19 protein-coding genes and 1 tRNA gene are annotated in these 17848 nt (G+C 62.7%); 11 read left to right on the forward strand and 9 right to left on the reverse strand.

Annotated features, from left to right (window positions below; genetic code table 11):
* Window positions 1-95 precede the first annotated feature (95 nt).
* The gene (locus tag A2J01_RS17540) at window positions 96-1085 is read left to right on the forward strand and encodes an AurF N-oxygenase family protein (RefSeq protein WP_003944493.1); all 990 of its coding nucleotides are present in this window, start codon (window positions 96-98) and stop codon (window positions 1083-1085) included.
* On the opposite strand, the gene A2J01_RS17545 is transcribed toward A2J01_RS17540, so the two are convergent.
* Window positions 1082-1831 (reverse strand): TetR/AcrR family transcriptional regulator, encoded by a 750-nt coding sequence (locus A2J01_RS17545; protein ID WP_003944575.1) that lies wholly within the window; start codon window positions 1829-1831, stop codon window positions 1082-1084. The genes A2J01_RS17540 and A2J01_RS17545 overlap by 4 nt on opposite strands.
* 96 nt (window positions 1832-1927) lie before the next feature.
* Here A2J01_RS17545 and recO point away from each other — a divergent pair, with 96 nt between their 5' ends.
* From recO to A2J01_RS17560, 3 genes are read left to right on the forward strand one after another with little or no spacing between them, the layout of a single operon-like run.
* The gene (recO, locus tag A2J01_RS17550) at window positions 1928-2743 is read left to right on the forward strand and encodes a DNA repair protein RecO (RefSeq protein ID WP_029255636.1); all 816 of its coding nucleotides are present in this window, start codon (window positions 1928-1930) and stop codon (window positions 2741-2743) included.
* The gene (locus A2J01_RS17555; protein ID WP_003944543.1) at window positions 2700-3518 is read left to right on the forward strand and encodes an isoprenyl transferase; all 819 of its coding nucleotides are present in this window, start codon (window positions 2700-2702) and stop codon (window positions 3516-3518) included. The genes recO and A2J01_RS17555 overlap by 44 nt, the downstream gene beginning before the upstream one ends.
* A complete protein-coding gene (locus tag A2J01_RS17560) occupies window positions 3515-3937 on the forward strand; it encodes a YbjN domain-containing protein (protein ID WP_019749000.1) in 423 nt (140 codons plus the stop codon). Before A2J01_RS17555 ends, A2J01_RS17560 begins: the two co-directional genes overlap by 4 nt.
* A 5-nt stretch (window positions 3938-3942) precedes the next feature.
* Here the strand turns inward: A2J01_RS17560 and A2J01_RS17565 are convergent, their stop codons facing one another.
* Complete coding sequence (locus A2J01_RS17565; protein ID WP_003944514.1) at window positions 3943-4374, reverse strand: Fur family transcriptional regulator; 432 nt, start codon at window positions 4372-4374, stop codon at window positions 3943-3945.
* 11 nt (window positions 4375-4385) lie between these two features.
* Complete coding sequence (locus tag A2J01_RS17570) at window positions 4386-4769, reverse strand: ArsR/SmtB family transcription factor (protein WP_064113207.1); 384 nt, start codon at window positions 4767-4769, stop codon at window positions 4386-4388.
* Window positions 4770-4967: 198 nt separating this feature from the next.
* Between A2J01_RS17570 and A2J01_RS17575 the strand changes: the two genes are divergently transcribed.
* Both A2J01_RS17575 and A2J01_RS17580 read left to right on the forward strand, forming a co-directional pair.
* Window positions 4968-6359, forward strand: a complete 1392-nt coding sequence (locus tag A2J01_RS17575) for a glycine--tRNA ligase (protein ID WP_003944491.1) — start codon at window positions 4968-4970, stop codon at window positions 6357-6359.
* Between the two features lie 94 nt (window positions 6360-6453).
* Complete coding sequence (locus tag A2J01_RS17580) at window positions 6454-7035, forward strand: dihydrofolate reductase family protein (protein ID WP_030536596.1); 582 nt, start codon at window positions 6454-6456, stop codon at window positions 7033-7035.
* Here A2J01_RS17580 and A2J01_RS17585 read toward each other — a convergent pair.
* Both A2J01_RS17585 and A2J01_RS17590 read right to left on the reverse strand, forming a co-directional pair.
* Window positions 7010-7501, reverse strand: a complete 492-nt coding sequence (locus A2J01_RS17585) for a MepB family protein (RefSeq protein WP_064113209.1) — start codon at window positions 7499-7501, stop codon at window positions 7010-7012. The genes A2J01_RS17580 and A2J01_RS17585 overlap by 26 nt on opposite strands.
* Before the next feature lie 48 nt (window positions 7502-7549).
* Window positions 7550-7915, reverse strand: a complete 366-nt coding sequence (locus A2J01_RS17590) for a nuclear transport factor 2 family protein (protein WP_030536594.1) — start codon at window positions 7913-7915, stop codon at window positions 7550-7552.
* Window positions 7916-8053: 138 nt separating this feature from the next.
* Here A2J01_RS17590 and A2J01_RS17595 point away from each other — a divergent pair, with 138 nt between their 5' ends.
* A complete protein-coding gene (locus tag A2J01_RS17595; RefSeq protein ID WP_064113211.1) occupies window positions 8054-8860 on the forward strand; it encodes a helix-turn-helix domain-containing protein in 807 nt (268 codons plus the stop codon).
* Here A2J01_RS17595 and A2J01_RS17600 read toward each other — a convergent pair.
* Complete coding sequence (locus A2J01_RS17600) at window positions 8835-9572, reverse strand: polyprenol monophosphomannose synthase (RefSeq protein WP_003944487.1); 738 nt, start codon at window positions 9570-9572, stop codon at window positions 8835-8837. The genes A2J01_RS17595 and A2J01_RS17600 overlap by 26 nt on opposite strands.
* 99 nt (window positions 9573-9671) lie before the next feature.
* A complete protein-coding gene (locus A2J01_RS17605; RefSeq protein WP_064113212.1) occupies window positions 9672-11738 on the reverse strand; it encodes a TPM domain-containing protein in 2067 nt (688 codons plus the stop codon).
* A 69-nt stretch (window positions 11739-11807) separates the two neighbouring features.
* Between A2J01_RS17605 and A2J01_RS17610 the strand changes: the two genes are divergently transcribed.
* Together A2J01_RS17610 and A2J01_RS17615 are read left to right on the forward strand one after the other, a co-directional pair.
* Window positions 11808-12497, forward strand: a complete 690-nt coding sequence (locus A2J01_RS17610) for a YdcF family protein (protein WP_007731109.1) — start codon at window positions 11808-11810, stop codon at window positions 12495-12497.
* Between the two features lie 5 nt (window positions 12498-12502).
* Window positions 12503-13801 (forward strand): deoxyguanosinetriphosphate triphosphohydrolase, encoded by a 1299-nt coding sequence (locus A2J01_RS17615; RefSeq protein ID WP_003941643.1) that lies wholly within the window; start codon window positions 12503-12505, stop codon window positions 13799-13801.
* A 13-nt stretch (window positions 13802-13814) separates the two neighbouring features.
* Here the strand turns inward: A2J01_RS17615 and A2J01_RS17620 are convergent, their stop codons facing one another.
* Window positions 13815-15365, reverse strand: a complete 1551-nt coding sequence (locus tag A2J01_RS17620; protein WP_064113213.1) for a serine/threonine-protein kinase — start codon at window positions 15363-15365, stop codon at window positions 13815-13817.
* Between the two features lie 72 nt (window positions 15366-15437).
* On the opposite strand from A2J01_RS17620, the gene dnaG reads away from it, so the two are divergent.
* Complete coding sequence (gene dnaG, locus A2J01_RS17625; RefSeq protein WP_030536590.1) at window positions 15438-17357, forward strand: DNA primase; 1920 nt, start codon at window positions 15438-15440, stop codon at window positions 17355-17357.
* Between the two features lies 1 nt (window position 17358).
* Here the strand turns inward: dnaG and A2J01_RS17630 are convergent, their stop codons facing one another.
* On the reverse strand, window positions 17359-17610 hold the full coding sequence (locus tag A2J01_RS17630) for a hypothetical protein (protein ID WP_003941570.1): 252 nt from the start codon (window positions 17608-17610) through the stop codon (window positions 17359-17361).
* 136 nt (window positions 17611-17746) lie between these two features.
* On the opposite strand from A2J01_RS17630, the gene A2J01_RS17635 reads away from it, so the two are divergent.
* Window positions 17747-17819: transfer RNA gene (locus A2J01_RS17635), tRNA-Asn, on the forward strand.
* Window positions 17820-17848 lie beyond the last annotated feature (29 nt).

Genomic DNA, 17848 nt, shown 5'->3' on the forward strand with positions numbered 1-17848 from the left:
CCCGAGGGGGTTGCGTGGGACGCGGTGTCCCATTATGTTTGACCTCATTCAAGTCCGTCGACTGCAATCGACGGACTGGCCGTGAGGAGACACCGATGGCTCGGTCAGCGTCGATCGAAGTGGAAAAGCCGTACCACCAGGTACTGCAGACTTTGTCCGAGGGCTCAGTTGCCCGCAGTTTCGATCCCTATCTCGACATCGACTGGGATTCACCAGAGTTCGCGATCGATCCGCATGATCCGAGATGGGTGCTCTCGTCCGTGTCGGACCCCCTCGGGGCGACGCAGTGGTACCAGGATCAGTCGTTGGAGCGTCGAATCGCCATGGGAATGTGGCGTCAGGCGAACGTGACCAAGGTGGGTTCGGCCTTCGAGAGCATCTTGATCCGGGGAATGCTGCAATACATCATGGCGCTACCCAACCAGTCGCCTGAGTTCCGGTACTGCCTGCACGAGATGACCGAAGAGTGCAATCACATCCAGATGTTCCAGGAACTCGTCAATCGCATGGACATCGACGTGCCGGGTATGCGTCCGATGTTCCGGCGACTGTCGCCGATCATCGGAGTGCTGGGAGCAAAGTTCCCGGTCATCTTCTTCATCGGCATTCTGGCTGGTGAAGAACCGATCGACCACTTCCAGAAGGATCTCATCCGTGAGGGTAAGGACACGCCGCCGGCGATGCTCCGCACCATGGAGATCCACATCGCCGAAGAAGCGAGACACATCTCGTTTGCTCACGAGTTCCTGCGCAATCACGTCCCCAGACTCAGTCGTACGAGTCGAGCCATCACATCGGTCGCCTTCCCCGGCGCGATGCGTTGGCTTGCGGGTGAAATCATGTCACCGCCAAAGGAATTCGCCGAAGAATTCGGAATCCCGGACGAGGTGATGAAGAGCGCCTTCTGGGGGAGCCCGCATTCACGCCGCATCCTGGGTAACTACTTCGGCGAAATGCGAGCCCTGGCAGACGAACTCGGATTGATGAATCCGGTGTCGAAGCGTGCGTGGCGAAAGCTGCGCATCGACGGCGACTACGCCCGCTACCGCGGCGAGCCGAAGCGTTCCGACAAGACCCGGATCTAGTCCGGCCGCGAAGTTCCTCCGTCGGAGGACACCAGCTCGGCTATGAGCGTGGACAATTCGACATGGGGATCGATCTGTAGTCCGCTCGAGCGGGCAACGCCGTCGAACATGTACCAGGTGTATTTCGCGAGGTCGGCGACGATCTCTTCGCGGCTCGGTTTCGGATCGGTGCTTCGGACCCAGTGGGTGAGCGTGCCCTCGACCATTGTCACCACTGCGAACGGTAGTGAATCGAAGGGTGAGGAGTCGATCCCCACGGATCGACCGACTTCGGTGATAGTGGTGCGGGCGGAGTCGGCGATTGTGGCCTTCAGACTGCTGATCGCGTCGATGCTCTCGTCGTCGTAGTCGGTGGGGCCGGTACCCATGAACTCGTGAATCCGCGGATGCTCGGTGATCCACTCGGCGACGGCGCTGATGGTTCGGGTCAGGATCTGGTCGAGAGTGCCTACCGAAATGCTCATCGAAGCATCCAGGGCCGCCGCAAATTGGCCGAGCACAAACGCTCGCACTCGTCGATCGAGGTCGTCTCGGCCGCTGAATTGGCGGTACACCACCGACTTGGCGAGGCCGGCACGATCGGCGATCTGCTGGACGGACACCTCGGCACCTGCCGCACGCTCTTCGATCAGTTCGACCGCCGAGGTGAGTATCCGTTTCTGACGCTCGGAGTTGTGTCGCTCCCACCGCGCTTCGCGACCGGTCAACTCTGCAGTGACAGGTTGCACAATTGCGTCGCTCGGCATCGCGCCAGTCTATCCGGACGGACCTGCCGTGTTTCCGACTTGTCATCGGGCGCGGCATCGGGATCGGTCGTCGGTACAACGTGGGACACTGGTCGAGTGAGGTTGTATCGAGACACGGCGGTGGTGCTGCGCCTGCACAAACTGGGCGAAGCCGACCACATCGTCACGTTGCTCACCCGTCAGTTCGGGTTGGTACGTGCCGTGGCCAAAGGTGTCCGCCGAACCACCTCCAAATTCGGTGCCAGACTCGAACCGTTTGCTCACATCGACGTGCAACTACTTCCGGGCAAGAATCTCGACATCATCACTCAGGTGCAGACGGTCGACGCATTCGCCACCGACATCGTCGACGACTACAGCCGGTACACCACGGCCTGCGCCGTACTCGAAACTGCCGAGCGGTTGGCCGGCGAGGAACGCGCGCCGGCCCCGCAGCTTCAGCGATTGACGGTGGGAGCACTGCGTGCGATCGCCGAGCAGGCACGACCGGTCGAGTTCGTGCTCGACGCGTTCTTGTTGAGAGCCATGGGCTATGCGGGTTGGGCGCCTGCCCTCGAAGAGTGCGCCCGCTGCAGTGCTCCTGGACCGCACCGGGCCTTTCATGTCGCCGCAGGCGGAGCCGTGTGTACCTATTGCCGCCCGGCGGGTGCTGCGACGCCGTCGCCCGGAGTGCTCGACTTGATGGAAGCCCTGCTCCGAGGGGAGTGGGAGGGTACCGATTCGGCGCCCGCGACGCTGCGGACGCAAGCCAGCGGACTGGTCGCGGCACACCTGCAGTGGCATCTCGAGCGCCAATTGCGGACGTTGCCGCTGATCGAGCGTTCGAGGCCGCATGCAGCCGTCGAGGTCGACTTGCCCGTGAGGCAGGATGGAACACGTGATTCGACGACGCGAACCGCGAACTCCGCTTGATTCTGCTGCTGACCGGGTGATCCGACCACCGGACCCACATCCGTCCGGGGCGACCCCGCCGATCCTGCAGACCGAACTGATCCCGCGCCACGTCGCTTTGGTGATGGACGGCAACGGACGATGGGCGCAGGAGCGCGGTCTGCCCCGAACCGCCGGGCACGAACGCGGCGAAGCTGTCCTGATGGACACCGTCTGCGGGTGCATCGAGATGGGTGTCGAGTGGCTCTCCGCTTACGCCTTCTCCACCGAGAACTGGAAGCGCAGTCCCGACGAGGTTCGATTCCTGATGGGCTTCAACCGTGATGTCATCCGCCGTCGACGCGACGAGATGAACGAAATGGGTGTGCGTGTTCGCTGGGCCGGTCGTAAGCCACGCCTGTGGGCCAGCGTGATCAAGGAACTCGAGATCGCCGAAGAGCTGACCAAGAACAACACCGTCATGAACTTGACCATGTGTGTGAACTACGGCGGCCGGGCCGAAATTGCCGATGCGGTAAAGGAAATCGCGAAGCGTGTCGCGGCCGGTGAGATCAATCCGGACAAGATCACCGAGGCGACGGTTGCCAAGTACCTCGACGAACCCGACATGCCGGACGTCGATCTCTTCCTGCGTCCGTCGGGGGAACAGCGGACGTCCAATTTCTTGATCTGGCAATCCGCCTACGCCGAAATGGTGTACCAGGAGAAGCTGTTTCCCGATTTCGACCGCCGCGACCTTTGGGCCGCCTGCGTCGAGTACGCCTCACGCGACCGTAGATTCGGTGGCGTCAAATGACAGGGGAGAACATGACCGACACCACCGACGAAGCAGCCCGCCTACAAGAACGCGCGGCCGCCTCGCTGGCGCATTTCGTGACGGTTGATGTTGCCGCCGACGGATCACTGGGTTTCCAATACTCCGGCGCGCTGTGTTCCATCCAGGCGATGAATCTGTCCGAGGGTCTGGACGTGCTGTCCATGACGTGCGTTCTCGCATGGGACCGACCGGTGAGCGCGGCACTGCATCGCAAGGTGGCCGAGCGGAATCGCACCATCCAATTCGGCTCCATCGCGGTGTTCGGCCACGGCAGTCTGGCGGACGTCATCCTGCGTTACACGTTCCCTGCCGCCGGACTGGACGACGAGGCACTGACCACGATGTTGCTACTGGCGCTCACCGGTGCCGATACCGCCCGGCAGGGTTTGATTCCCTGACGCTCTCAGGCGGCGGCGCAGTCGCGGCAGGTGCCGAAGATCTCGACGGTGTGACTCACTTCGGTGAAACCGTTGTCCTCGGCGATGGTCTGTGACCACTGCTCGACCGTCGGGCCCTCGACCTCGACGGTGAATCCGCAGTTGCGGCACACCAGGTGATGGTGGTGCCCGGAGGAGCAGCGTCGGTAGACGGACTCACCTGTGTCGGTGCGTAGGACGTCGATGGTTCCGGCGTCGGAGAGTGCCTGCAGCGTGCGGTAGACGGTGGTCAGGCCGATGCCTTCACCTCGCTTGCGCAGTTCGTCGTGCAATTCCTGTGCCGACTTGAATTCGTCGATGTCGTCGAGCAGGGCGGAGATGGCGCTGCGCTGTTTCGTGGAACGAACGCCGACTGTGGCCGGTCCACGTTTCGAGGTCGTACTGCCCGGGGTGTTCATGCGGTGGAATCTCATCCTTCTTCGGCGTGGGCGACAGCGTCGACGACGATGTGTGCGAGGTGATCGTCGACGAGTCGATAGAGAACTTCTCGTCCGTTGCGCTCGCCGCGGACGACGCCCGCTGCTTTGAGTACGCGCAGATGCTGGCTGATGAGTGGCTGAGTGACACCGAGAGCTCCGACGAGTTCGTGAACGCAACGCTCCGACTCGTGCAACTGAAGCACGATCGCGATCCGAACGGGTGCAGCGAGCGCCCGCAGAATTTCGCCGGCGACCGCCAGGGTTTCCTTGGGCGGCACGGGCGCGGGCGGTGCGGCTTCGAACGGGTCGTGCGTGTGTCCGAGGTCGGAATGATCATGGCTTTTGTGGAGATCGCCGGTATCCGCAATGCTCACAGCGAGGCTCCTTCGAGGGGTAGATCATGATGTCCGGGCATAGCCATCTCACCACATTATTGCAAATCACTTTCATTTTGATATGCACAAGTATGCATGTCAACCTTGGACGGAAGTGCGTGGCAGCCGCCAGATAGGCTGATGGTGCGAAAAGCGCACGAAAATCATGCATCTATTACCCAGATGGAGAGCAATCGAGTGGCACCCAAGTCCAAGATCGAAGCCGTTGTCAATCTCGCCAAGCGGCGAGGCCTGGTCTACCCGTGCGGTGAGATCTACGGCGGTACCAAGTCCGCATGGGACTACGGCCCATTGGGTGTCGAGCTCAAGGAGAACATCAAGCGCCAGTGGTGGCGCAACATGGTCACCAGCCGCGAGGACGTCGTCGGCCTCGACTCGTCGGTGATCCTGCCCCGCGAGGTGTGGGTCGCGTCCGGTCACGTCGGTGTCTTCAACGACCCGCTCGTCGAGTGCCTCAACTGTCACAAGCGTCACCGTCAGGATCACCTGCAGGAGGCGTACGCGGAGAAGAAGAAGCTCGACAACCCGGACGACGTCTCGATGGATGTCATCGGTTGCCCCGACTGCGGCACCGTCGGCCAGTGGACCGAGCCGCGCGACTTCAACATGATGCTCAAGACGTACCTCGGCCCCGTCGAGAGCGAAGAGGGTATGCACTACCTTCGCCCCGAGACCGCTCAGGGCATCTTCGTGAACTTCGCCAACGTGCTGACCACCTCGCGTAAGAAGCCGCCGTTCGGCATCGGCCAGATCGGCAAGAGCTTCCGCAACGAGATCACCCCCGGCAACTTCATCTTCCGCACCCGCGAGTTCGAGCAGATGGAGATGGAATTCTTCGTCAAGCCGGGCGAGGACGAGCAGTGGCATCAGTACTGGATCGACTACCGCCTTGACTGGTACACCGGCCTCGGTATCAACAAGGACAACCTGCGTCTGTACGAGCATGCGCCGGAAAAGCTTTCGCACTACTCGAAGGGCACGACCGACATCGAGTACCGCTTCCACTTCCAGGGCAGCGAATGGGGCGAGCTCGAAGGTATCGCGAACCGTACCGACTTCGATCTCTCGACGCACTCCAAGCACTCGGGCACCGAGCTGAACTACTACGACCAGACGACGGGCGAGCGGTACACGCCGTACGTCATCGAGCCGGCGGCCGGTCTCACGCGTTCGCTGATGGCCTTCCTGGTCGACGCCTACACCGAGGACGAGGCGCCCAACTCCAAGGGCGGCGTCGACAAGCGCACAGTGCTCCGCCTGGATCGTCGACTCGCTCCCGTCAAGGCTGCCGTTCTGCCGCTCTCGCGTAACGCGGACCTGACGCCGAAGGCCAAAGATCTTGCAGCGCAGCTGCGTCAGAATTGGAACGTCGAGTTCGACGACGCCGGCGCCATCGGTCGTCGTTACCGTCGCCAGGACGAGATCGGCACACCGTTCTGCATCACGGTCGACTTCGACACTCTCGAAGACCAGGCTGTGACGGTGCGTGAGCGTGACTCCATGGCGCAGGAACGCGTCGCCCTCGATCAGGTGGAAAGCTACCTGGCCGCACGGCTGATCGGCTCCTGATTCTCGTTCGAAGCTGACGGGCGGTCCTTCTCAATCGAGAAGGACCGCCCGTTTTCTCTTTCCCCGATGGTCCTTCAGGCGCAGGATCGAAGTTATGAGAAAACTCAGCGTGACCAACAGCGTGACTCTCGACGGTGTCATGCAGGCACCTGGTGGGCCGGACGAGGACCGTCGTGGCGGATTCGAGCACGGTGGGTGGGCAGCACCCTTCAACGATTCCGTCATGGCGCAGAAGATGGGGGAGGGGATGGCGAAGAAATCGGCGTTGCTGTTCGGACGCAAAACCTACGAAAACTTCGCCTCGTACTGGCCGTTTCAGACCGACAATCCGTTTACCGAGGTGCTCGACAACACGCAGAAGTACGTAGCGTCAAGGACTTTGGGTGAACCGCTGCCGTGGAAGAACTCGACCTTGTTGAAAGGTGATGCCGCCGACGCGGTCGCCACGCTCAAGGAAAGTGAGGGCCCGGATCTGGTGATTCTGGGCAGCGGCGACTTGATCACGTCCTTGGCCGCGCGACGTCTCGTCGACACCTACACTCTGCTGATACATCCGCTGGTTCTCGGAACCGGGCGCAGATTGTTCCCCGACGGAGCTGCGCTCGCTCAGTTCACCCTCACCGACAGCGTCCCTACGACAACAGGCGTCATCATCGCGACGTATCAGTTGAGCTGAACGCAGTTGAGCTGAACACAGTCGAGCTGAGTACATCAGGGAACTCGCCGAAATGCCGGATCTGCCAGCGCTGAGTTCTGACTGCTTGCGCGCTGGTCGGCGTAACCCAGGGCGCATAGACCCGGACAGCGCGCTTACCGCCGGAGAAGTTCGTCGAGACGATGTCGTGTTCGACGAGGGTTTCGACGGGAAAGACGAAGTGCCCCGAACGCTCTTCGTCGTATACCTTCACCACGAACAGCATCACGCGGTCGCCGATGTCGAAGGGGCGGATGGGCCCGGCTTCGGAACGGCGCCACAGTGTGACGAACTGACCGAGCTTGGTCGGCGTCGTCTTGGCGGTTCGATAGACGGTCGGAAGGCCGTTGACGGTCAACGTGTGAGCGCCGTACTCAGCACCCTCGGACTCGGGAATCGGTGTGGACCAGGTAAATCCGTCGGCGTTCATCGGCACCGATGATGCCACGAACCACCGACAGCCTTCGTGACGAACGCTGTCGGTGGTAGTCCCGATTCAGGCCGAAGGCACCTTGTCGAGGAACCCGAGGACAAGCGTCACCCGGCCGTCGTCGTCGCGTTCGAGTACGTCGAATCCGTCGATCAGTGACTCGGCCCCCGACGGGCCGAGAGCCCAACCGAATCGAGCCTGTCGGTGATGCGCGTCCACCGGTCCGACGAGGGTGAAGTGCATGCCCGGAAATTGTTGCTGCACAGCGTTGATCATCGCGTCGATCTGATCGTGTCCGGTGACGTCCGCGAGCGGATCGGTGTAGCGACCGCCGGGTGCGAACAATTGCTCGACCCGTGCTTTACGGGCGGTGGTTTCGGTTTCGTTCCACATGTCGATGTAGGCGTCGGCGATTGCGTCGAAGTCGCTCATGGTCGCTCCCTTGATCAGTTTCCGGTGGTGAATGTCCGGCGGCCTCGCCGGCTGAGACCACTGTTCCTCCGAAACTGCTTCGGGTCGATTACCTCTGAGGTCATGGCCTCGGCTACCTCGGGTCGCTAACTTGAAAGAATGACCTTCGAGACGATGGACGTGGGCTCCGAACTCAAGCGGTGGCGGGAGCGGCGAAGGCTCACTCAGTTGGGTCTCTCGGCCGCGGCAGGAGTGTCGACCAGGCATCTGAGCTTCATCGAAACCGGCCGCTCCAAACCAAGCCGGGACATGATCCTTCACCGGTCCGAATGTCTGGATGTTCCTCTACGACAACAGAACACGCTTCTGCTGGCAAGTGGCCACGCGCCGGAGTACTCGCAGAAGTCGTTGGCAGAAGCGCCGATGTCAGCGGTGAGTGAGGCTATCGATCGCATCATCGACGCGCATGACCCGTATCCGGCCGTGGTGGTCGATCAGCAGTGGGAGATGGTCGCCGGGAACCAGGCCGTGGGAATTTTGACCGCGGGCGCCGCTGATTTCCTCCTGGAACCACCGGTGAACGTATTGCGTCTGAGCTTGCATCCCGAGGGCATGGCGCCGCGGATCGTGAACCTCGCGCAGTGGCGGGCCCACCTGCTCACAAGGCTGGCTCGGGAAGTGGAGGTCAGTGCGGATGCGCAGCTGTCGTCGTTGCTCGACGAGCTGCGCGCCTATCCGAGCGGCGGAGACTGGCACGACGACCGCGCGAATTCCCTGCTGGTTCCGTTGCGTGTACGCGTCGGCGATACCGAACTGGCGATGTTCAGCACCACCACCGTGTTCGGTACGCCGCGCGACGTCACGCTCGCAGAGATTGCGATCGAATCGTTCTACCCGTCGGACACGCAGACGGCCGACTACTTTCGATCGGCCGCCGAGGTCACAGGGACTTCTTGCCGAACTTGAGCTTCCACGGCACCAGAGCAGACTCCAACTGAACCGAGAGACTCATCTTGGAGACGCCTTCGGTGCGCTCCTCGAAGCGGATGGGCGTTTCGGCGATCTTCATGCCGCGCTGAACAACTCGGTAGTTCATCTCGACCTGGAACGCGTAGCCGTTGCTCTGCACCGATTCGACGTCGATGTCGCGCAAGGTCTTTGCATGCCAAGCCTTGAAGCCGGCGGTCGCATCCTTGACGTGCAGTCGCAGAATGGCGTTGACGTAGAAGTTCGCCCAGGCGGACAAAGCCTTGCGGTGCCACGGCCAGTCGCCGGCGACTGCGCCGCCTTCGACGTAGCGGGAGCCGAGAACGACTGCCGCATCGGTAGTGGTGAGGATCTCGATCATGGCGGGGATCGCTTCGGACGGGTGCGAGAGATCTGCGTCCATCTGAATGACGATGTCTGCGTTCTCTGCCAGAGCCCGGCTCATGCCCGCGACGTAAGCACGGCCGAGACCGTCCTTGACCGTGCGGTGAAGCACTCCGACCGGGATGGGACCATCGATACCCAACTTGTCCGCAACCTCGCCCGTTCCGTCGGGGGAGTTGTCATCCACCACGAGGACGTGCAGGTTCGGGATCTTCAACGCGGCGAGGCGATCGACGAGCTTTGGCAGGTTCTCGCGCTCGTTGTATGTAGGTACAACGACGGTTATCTGCGGGGCGACGCTTTCCATAACACCTTCGTATGATCTGTGATCCCGACTTGCCGGATGAAGCGTACGACGAGTGCGGTCGTGAACAAAGTAGGGATTTTACTACCTCGACGGGATCCGTCAGAACCGGCCGCCGCCGCCTCGACTGGTTCGGCCGCCGCCCCCGCCGCCGAAACCCCCGCCGCCGCCACCGCGACCGGAGCGTCCGCTGCTGCTCGGTCCGCCGTACGAGCGGGGCCCGCCGCCACCTCGCAGAATGCTGTTGATCAGGATGCCGCCGAGGATCGCTCCCGTCGCATCGCCGCCGCCACCGCGGGGTCGTTGGTTTGCTTCCCAGGTGTTGACGTCGTTCTGCGCGGCGCGAAGTGAGTGCGTCGCCAAGGTGGTCGCGGCCTGGGCGTGTTGCAGTGCCTTCGACGGATCCGAGGCCTGCAATTGCTGGGCCGCCTGCAGGTGCCGCTGAGCCTCGGCGTAGCGAGTGCGCGCCTCCGCCCCGATCGCGCCGCGCCTGGTTCCGAGGAAGTCGCCTGCAGCGGTCACCTGAGCCTGTGCGGCCAGAATGTCCTGGGCGAGGCGCTGCTGTGCACGTTCGAGCTGCTGCTTCTGCTCCTGAGCGTCGGCAAGAAGCGCGTCGAGTTGGGCGTCGGCTGCGACGATCTGGTTGAAGGCTGTCAGCGGATCGCTGTCCTTCGACGTCTGAGCATTCGCCAACGCTGCCTGGGCTGCGGCCTTCGCGTCCGCCAACTTCTGCCCGCCTTGCGCCAGGTAAGCGTCCGCAGCGGTGATGCCCTGCTGGACGTCGTCCATCGCGGACGGAAGTGTCGCGATGGCGTTTCGGATGTCGTCGGCGGCGTGATCGACGCCGTCGAGTAGCTTGCGTGCCTGATCGAGGGCGGCTTCGGCGGTGCGAATCGCAGTGACGGCAGCGCCTTGCTTACCGGCCGGCAGCGCGGTGGCATCGCGGCCTTCCTCGATCGACTTCTCGGCGAGCGTCAGGCGTTCACTGGCCATCGTGACGTTGTTCACGACAGATGCCAGCGTCGGCGCGGGGAATTGATCCTTCAATTTGGTCAGAATCGCCTCGGATTCGGGCAAGCGCACGCTGAGAGAAACAACACTCTGCGTCAACGCATCGAGGCGGGCGGGGGCGTTGATGAGAAGGTCGCGGAGTCCGTCGAATTCCTCGACGCGAGCTTCGAGTTCTTGGTCGGCTCGACCGCACGAGGAAATGATGTCGATCAGCATCTGTCGGCGTTGATCGGGAGTTTCCGGGATGGCGTCGTCGAGTCGCTGCCTGATCGCGAAGGCTTCGGCGAGGGTGGCCTTGGCCTTGTCGAATGCTGCCGAGAAGGGTGCGACGGCGGAATCTCCGAACTCGCTGCGGGCCAGATCGAGCTCCTCCTGGCTGCCGGCGATCGCGTTGTCCGTCTCGACGAGGATCTCCTTCGCGCGTTCGTCGAGCGTCGGCAGCGGGAGTGCGTTGAGGCTGGCGATGTCGTCGGGGGAGATGTTCTTCGCGGCTTCGACGCTTGCCTTGTTCTTGTCGTTCTTGCGCTTACGTGAGTACAGGACCACACCGCCCGTCCCGACCACCACAGCGCCGCCCGCGATGAGGAGTGTTCCGACTCCCATTCCGCCGCTCGTGTTGTTCGCGTCGCCGAGTGCGCCGGCCGCGGCAATTGCCGCGCCGGTCCAATCATCCTCGGCAAGAGCCGGTTCCACCGCGTCGGTATTGATCGATTCGATGTCGGAATCCGTGATGTTGCTCAGCTCAGCGGGCACATCGAGGTAGTAAGCACGCTCCGCCGTGGCAACTGCAAGCAGGACGGACTTGGTACTCAGCGTCGACTTCGTGGCTGTCTGCTGTGCCCACGCCTGGCCACCCAGGTTGTTGAAATCGGGGACGAACGCGACCCACAGATCGATCTGGTGGTCTTCGCCGAGTTGATCGATCGCGGCTTGTATATCGCTGCGTTGCCCGGAATCGAGGACCCCGGAGGTGTCGGTGATGTGATTCGGCAACACCATCGGGGCGTCCGCCGAGGCGAGCGCAGGACTGAAGACGAGCGCCAGCAAAGCGAAAATCGCAGCGACGGCGGCGGCGCTTCCCCGACGCCGAACGGGTCGGGTGGTTGTCCGACTCTGCTCTACCGAGGACAACTGCGCGAAGTGTGGTGCGAGGGCCATGACGCAAATCTATCCGTTGTGGCGCGTCGGCATCGGAGGTGATCGCTGCGAACTGGCAGAATTGCGGGAGTGAAACCTGCTTTCGGTAACCGCCCCCACGACCCATCACCCTCGCGGGCGGGCGGCTTCGGGGCAGGATTGGCTCGCTGGACGCGCCGTCTGATCGCCGGTGCGGTGTTGATGGCCGTGGTTCTGGTCGGGGGTACTGCGTTCCGGGTGTGGCAGGTGGCGCGCATCGACGACACGCGGCCGGCCGACGCGATAGTCGTTCTGGGCGCGGCTCAGTATTCCGGCACTCCGTCGTCCGTCTTCGAGGCCCGACTCGAGCAGGCGTACAAGCTGTACAAGCGCGGAGTGGCTCCGCAGATCATCACTGTCGGCGGTAAACAAGAAGGCGACGAGTACACCGAAGCGGCGTCGGGAAAGATGTATCTGACCGATCGCGGAATTCCTTCGAGTGCGATCACCGCGGTGGAGACCGGTTCGGACACACTGCTCAGCATCGACGCAGTCAGTGCCGAGATGTCTTCGCAGGGAATCAATTCCGCCGTCCTGGTCAGTGACCCGTGGCACTCCTTGCGAACGCGGACGATGGCCCGCGACACAGGACTCCAGGCGTGGACCGCACCTACTCGTCAGGGCCCGGCTGTCTTCACCCGCGAATCCCAGTTGCACGGAATCGCTCGCGAAACCGGCGCGCTGCTCTGGTATCAGCTCACGCACTTCTCGGCAGACTTCCCCTACACGGCAGGGCAATAGAGACCATGACAGCTCACACCACCTACGGAGGCGGCACCTACTCCGAACACGACCTCGAACGTCGTGTCGTCGAGGCGCCGAAGCGAGCGGGGTTGCCGGGTTCGCAGATCGCAGCGGCGCAGCATCGTTCGGACTTCTCGCGAGATCGGGCGCGTGTCCAACACTCCGCGGCTTTGCGGCGCTTGGCCGACAAGACCCAGGTTGTCGGCCCGCGCGACGGTGACACACCTCGCACGCGGTTGACGCACTCGATGGAGGTCGCACAGATCGGGCGAGGGATCGCCGACGGACTCGGTTGCGATCCGGACCTGGTGGACCTCGCCGGTCTCGCGCACGACATCGGGCACCCACCGTACGGTCACAACGGCGAGAAGGCCCTCGACGAAGTCGCCAAGGACTGCGGAGGTTTCGAGGGCAATGCGCAGAATCTGCGGATCTTGACCAGCCTCGAACCCAAGATCCTGCGCCCCGACGGTCTGAGCGCAGGCCTCAATCTCACCAGGGCGTCACTCGACGCAGCCATCAAGTATCCCTGGACCCGCCCTGAGCCCGGCGCGAAGTTCGGGGCATACGACGACGACGCAGAGGTGCTCGCCTGGGTTCGCGAGGGAGCGCCCGAGCGTCGGCAATGCCTGGAAGCTCAGGTCATGGACTGGGCCGATGACATCGCCTATTCCGTGCACGACGTGGAGGACGGGGTGATCGCAGGCCGCATCGACCTTCGCTCGCTTGCCGATCCGTCCGAGCAGCGCGCACTGGCAGAACTGGGGGCCTCCGAGTTTCGCGGATTGGTAGTCGACGATCTGATCGAAGCCGCCCAACGGCTGTCCGAACTCCCCGTCGTACGCGGGGTCGGAAGTTTCGACGGAACACTCGGAAGTTCCGTCGCGTTGAAGAATCTGACGAGTGAATTGGTGGGACGCTTCGCCACCGCGGCGATCGCCAGCACCCGGCTGACACACGGTGACCGACCCCTCTCGCGCTATCAAGCCGACCTCGACATACCCGAGGCCGTCGCATCCGAGGTGGCATTGCTCAAGACCGTGGCGCTGTACTACGTGATGTCCGACGCCGGACACAAAGCGCGTCAGGATCGGCAGCGTGATCGTGTTCATCGCGTCGCGGAATGGCTGCTGGCAACTGCGCCGGCCGGGCTCGATCCGATCCTGCTGCCCGCGTGGGAACGCGCCGCAGACGACGGTGCTCGGGTCCGGGTGGTGGTGGATCAGATCGCGTCGTACACGGAGAGTCGGCTCGAACGGGTGGACAAAGCGAGCCTGGGCGCGCAGGCCAGCTGGGGCTGAGCCACTTACGCCCTCAGCAAGTCATCCGCGTCGACGGGTCGGTAGTGGTATCGAGCCACTTGCCGTAAGCGTCGCCACCTGCTGCGCGAACGTCCTTGCAGATCTTCGACTCGGTGTTCCCGGATTCGCGATACACCGTGTAGATCGCCGTCCCCGAATCGGAGACTTGACGCAGTGACGGGCAGGACTGGTCTGTGCGTAGGTATTTCGAGCCGGGGAACGCGTCGAGGTAGTTCTGGATCTCGCTGGCGTACGTTGCCGGATCGGTGGCATTGGCCAACACCACGATTCCGGTTCCTTTGCATGAGGGGACGGTGATCGGCTTGCTCACCCCGAGATCGCCGTTCTTCGTGGCGGGGTTCGGCGCCCGCGTGGTGGTGGTTGCCTGCTGTCCGGCGGTGGGTAGCGGCTCGAGCTTCGGCGTTCTGACCGGATCCTGAATGGGTGCCAGTGCCGACGTGGCGGTGGAAGCTGCTACAGCGGTTGGTGATTCGGGGCCCGAATTCCCCAGCGTCACCCAGGCCGCCGTGCCTCCTGCGGCCAGAACGAGTGCAACTCCAGCCGCACCGATCGCGATCGGTGCTCGGTTTCGCTTGGTCTTTGTCACGATGTGCGTGTAGTTCCCGTGAGCGGGATTCGCCGTGGTGTAGGTGGGCTGCCCGACGATCGTGGGTTGCAATCCGCCGGCGGCACCGGGGGTGTGGGTCGTCGAGAGGGCCTGCCGCGCTTGGAGTGCGAGCGCTCCCGTAGTCGGATAGCGGTGTGCGGGATCCTTTGCCATGCCGCGAGCCACGGTGGCGTCAAGGCCTTGCGGGAGCGACGGAACCGCCAGTGTGGGGCGTGGCGGCGGAGCGTTCAGGTGCGAATTGACCAGATGCTCGATGCTTGTGGTGTTGAAAGGTGTTGTTCCGGTGAGTGATTGGTAGAGGACACAAGCCAGGGAATAGACATCCGCTGCGGCCGTCGGCGTTTCGATTCCGAACCGCTCCGGCGCCATGTATGCATACGAACCGACTGCGCTTCCCTCGGTGGTGATCTTCGTGTCCGTCTGTGAGTATGCGATTCCGAAGTCGACGAGGTAGGCGAAGCCGTTGTTCGTGAGAATGATGTTGTCTGGTTTGACGTCACGATGGATGAGCCCGCGGGCATGGGCGGCGTCCAACGCCGACGCGATTTGCGAGACGATGTCGACGGCTCGTACAGGCGTGAGTCGGCCGAATTCGGTCAACTCGGCTCGCAATGTGTGGCCTTCGACCAAACGCATGTCGATGAAGAGGACTCCGTCGATTTCGCCCCAGTCATGCACCGGGATCACGTGCGGTTCGTTCAGGGCGGCGGTGGCGCGAGATTCTCGGCGGAAACGAGCTTGGAATGACGGGTCGGCCGCAAGCTCTCGATGGAGCAACTTGAGTGCGACCAGGCGATCCTTCGAGGTGTCGTACGCCTCGTACACTTCACCCATTCCGCCTCGGCCGAGGAGGCTACGCAACTCGTACACGCCGAATCGGGTTCCTGATCGCCCTTCGTGCGCGCTCGAGGCGTTTTCAGTCATCGTCGGTCCCATCGCTGCGGTGCAGAGTCGGCCATCAACATATCGTTGTCAGGAGGTGCCGGGGGACCGCCTAGACTGATGTACGTGGCGGGCCGAATTTCTGACAGAGACATCGCGGCCATTCGCGAACGCACTCGCATCGAGGACATCGTCGGTGAATACGTTTCACTCAAGCGTGCCGGTGGCGATTCGATCAAAGGTCTGTGTCCCTTTCACGACGAGAAGTCGCCGTCGTTCCACGTGCGACCCAACCACGGCCTCTACCACTGCTTCGGCTGCGGTGAGGGTGGTGACGTGTACTCGTTCCTGCAGAAGATGGATCACATCAGCTTCGTAGAGGCCGTCGAGCAGTTGGCGGATCGACTCAGCTACACGATTTCGTACGAGGGCGGCGGACCGTCCGTTCAGCGCGATCGCGGCACCCGTGCACGCTTGATCGCAGCAAACGCGGCGGCTCAGGAGTTCTACGCCGCTCGTCTGCGCGAACCCGATGCCCAGGCGGCTCGCGACTACCTCACCGAGAGAAACTTCGACGGTGCAGCGGCCCTGCAGTTCGGGTGTGGATACGCGCCAGAAGGTTGGGACACTCTCACAAAACACTTGATGTCCAAAGGTTTCGAGTTCAAAGAACTAGAAGCAGCCGGGCTGTCCAAAGAAGGCCGGCGAGGTCCGATCGACCGGTTCCATCGCCGACTTCTGTGGCCGATCCGCAGCGTCGCCGGTGACGTCATCGGCTTCGGTGCCCGCAAGCTCTTCGACGACGACACCATGCCGGGTAAGTACGTCAACACGCCGGAAACGATTCTCTACAAGAAGTCTCAGGTCCTGTTCGGCTTGGACCTCGCCAAGCGCGACATCGCCAAGGGACACCAGGCGGTAGTCGTCGAGGGTTACACCGACGTCATGGCGATGCATTTGGCCGGCGTCAAGACCGCCGTCGCTTCGTGCGGGACCGCCTTCGGTGAGGAGCACCTTGCGATGCTCCGTCGACTCCTGATGGACGACAGCTACTTTCGCGGTGAAATCATCTACACCTTCGACGGTGATGCCGCGGGGCAGGCCGCTGCGATGAAGGCGTTCGAGGGTGATCAAAAGATGGCCGGGCAGACGTTCGTCGCCGTCGCGCCCGACGGAATGGACCCGTGCGATCTGCGTCTGAAGTCTGGTGACGCCGCCGTTCGCGACCTCGTGGCACGGCGCACTCCGATGTTCGAGTTCGTGGTGAAGTCCATCCTCACCGAACACGATCTGGAGACCGCTGAAGGTCGTGTCGAGGCACTGCGTCGTACCGTGCCCGTCGTTGCGCAGATCAAGGAATCAACTCTGCGCGACAGCTACGCGAATCTGTTGTGCGGATGGGTCGGTTGGGACGATCTTCCGTCGGTTCGACGACGCGTGCGTGACGAAGCTCGCAAACGGGCGTCGACGCGTGGATCGTCACCGGCGCCCAAGCGTCGTCAGGTTGTCGACCAACCTGCTGCCGATGCGCTTGCGCTGCCGATCGGAATCTCCAGGCCCCGGCCCAACGATCCCGCGCTCTCGACGCAGCGAGCTGTCCTCAAGGCCGCATTGCAGCACCCTGGCATCGCCGGCAGTGTCTTCGACTCGTTGCCGCCCGAGACGTTCACCCACCCCGCCTACGTTGTCATCAGACAGGCAATGGCTGACGCCGGTGGAACGAGCAAGGGACTCGGCGGCGCCGAGTGGATCGAAGTCGTAACCAAGGGCGTCGAAGACATGACGGTGGCCTCGGTTGTATCTGAGCTGGCCGTCGAACCGATGCCGTGTGACGAAGACACGGTTCCGCGCTACATCAACGGAGTGCTCGCACGACTGCAGGAAGCGTGGGTGGGCGAGCAGGTTGCCGACCTCAAATCCAAGCTTCAGCGCGTTTCACCTGCTGCAGCCCCCGAGGAGTACAACTCACTGTTCGGCGACCTCGTGGCGCTGGAGCAGTATCGCCGACAGCTGCGTGAGCAGGCTGTCGGCGACCAAAGCGTCTGACCTAGCGGTTTTTCTTCAACTGGTCGTGGGGGACCAGAATCGTAGTCTCCTCGTTGATCGGCTTCATCGGCTCGAGCTTGGGCTGAGTACTCAGTGAGTCGGCCAGCTTCTGCCGTGACGCGTCCAACACCTTCTTGGTGGCCGGACTGGTGGCCACCGCCTTCGCGGCCCGGCTGATCTGCTCGTATCGTGCGCGGCCCGCTTTGGTTCCCAGGACGTACCCAGCTGCAACACCGATCAACAAACGCATCATTCCTGCTTCCCTCCAGCACCGATCGTCCTGACTCCATCCTGCCTGATGACTCGCTGGGCAGGCGATTTGGTACTTCGGTGAAGGATTCGCTACAGTTTCTCAGGCAACGCCGGAACGGGCGAAGCGAGCAAGACAATCCCCTGTAGCTCAATTGGCAGAGCTTCCGACTGTTAATCGGACGGTTGCTGGTTCGAGTCCAGCCGGGGGAGCAGCAAAGCCCCTCACCTGAGAAATCGGG

Origin of the sequence: Rhodococcus sp. EPR-134, assembly GCF_001647205.1 — a bacterium.
Classification (GTDB): Bacteria; Actinomycetota; Actinomycetes; order Mycobacteriales; family Mycobacteriaceae; genus Rhodococcus_F; species Rhodococcus_F qingshengii.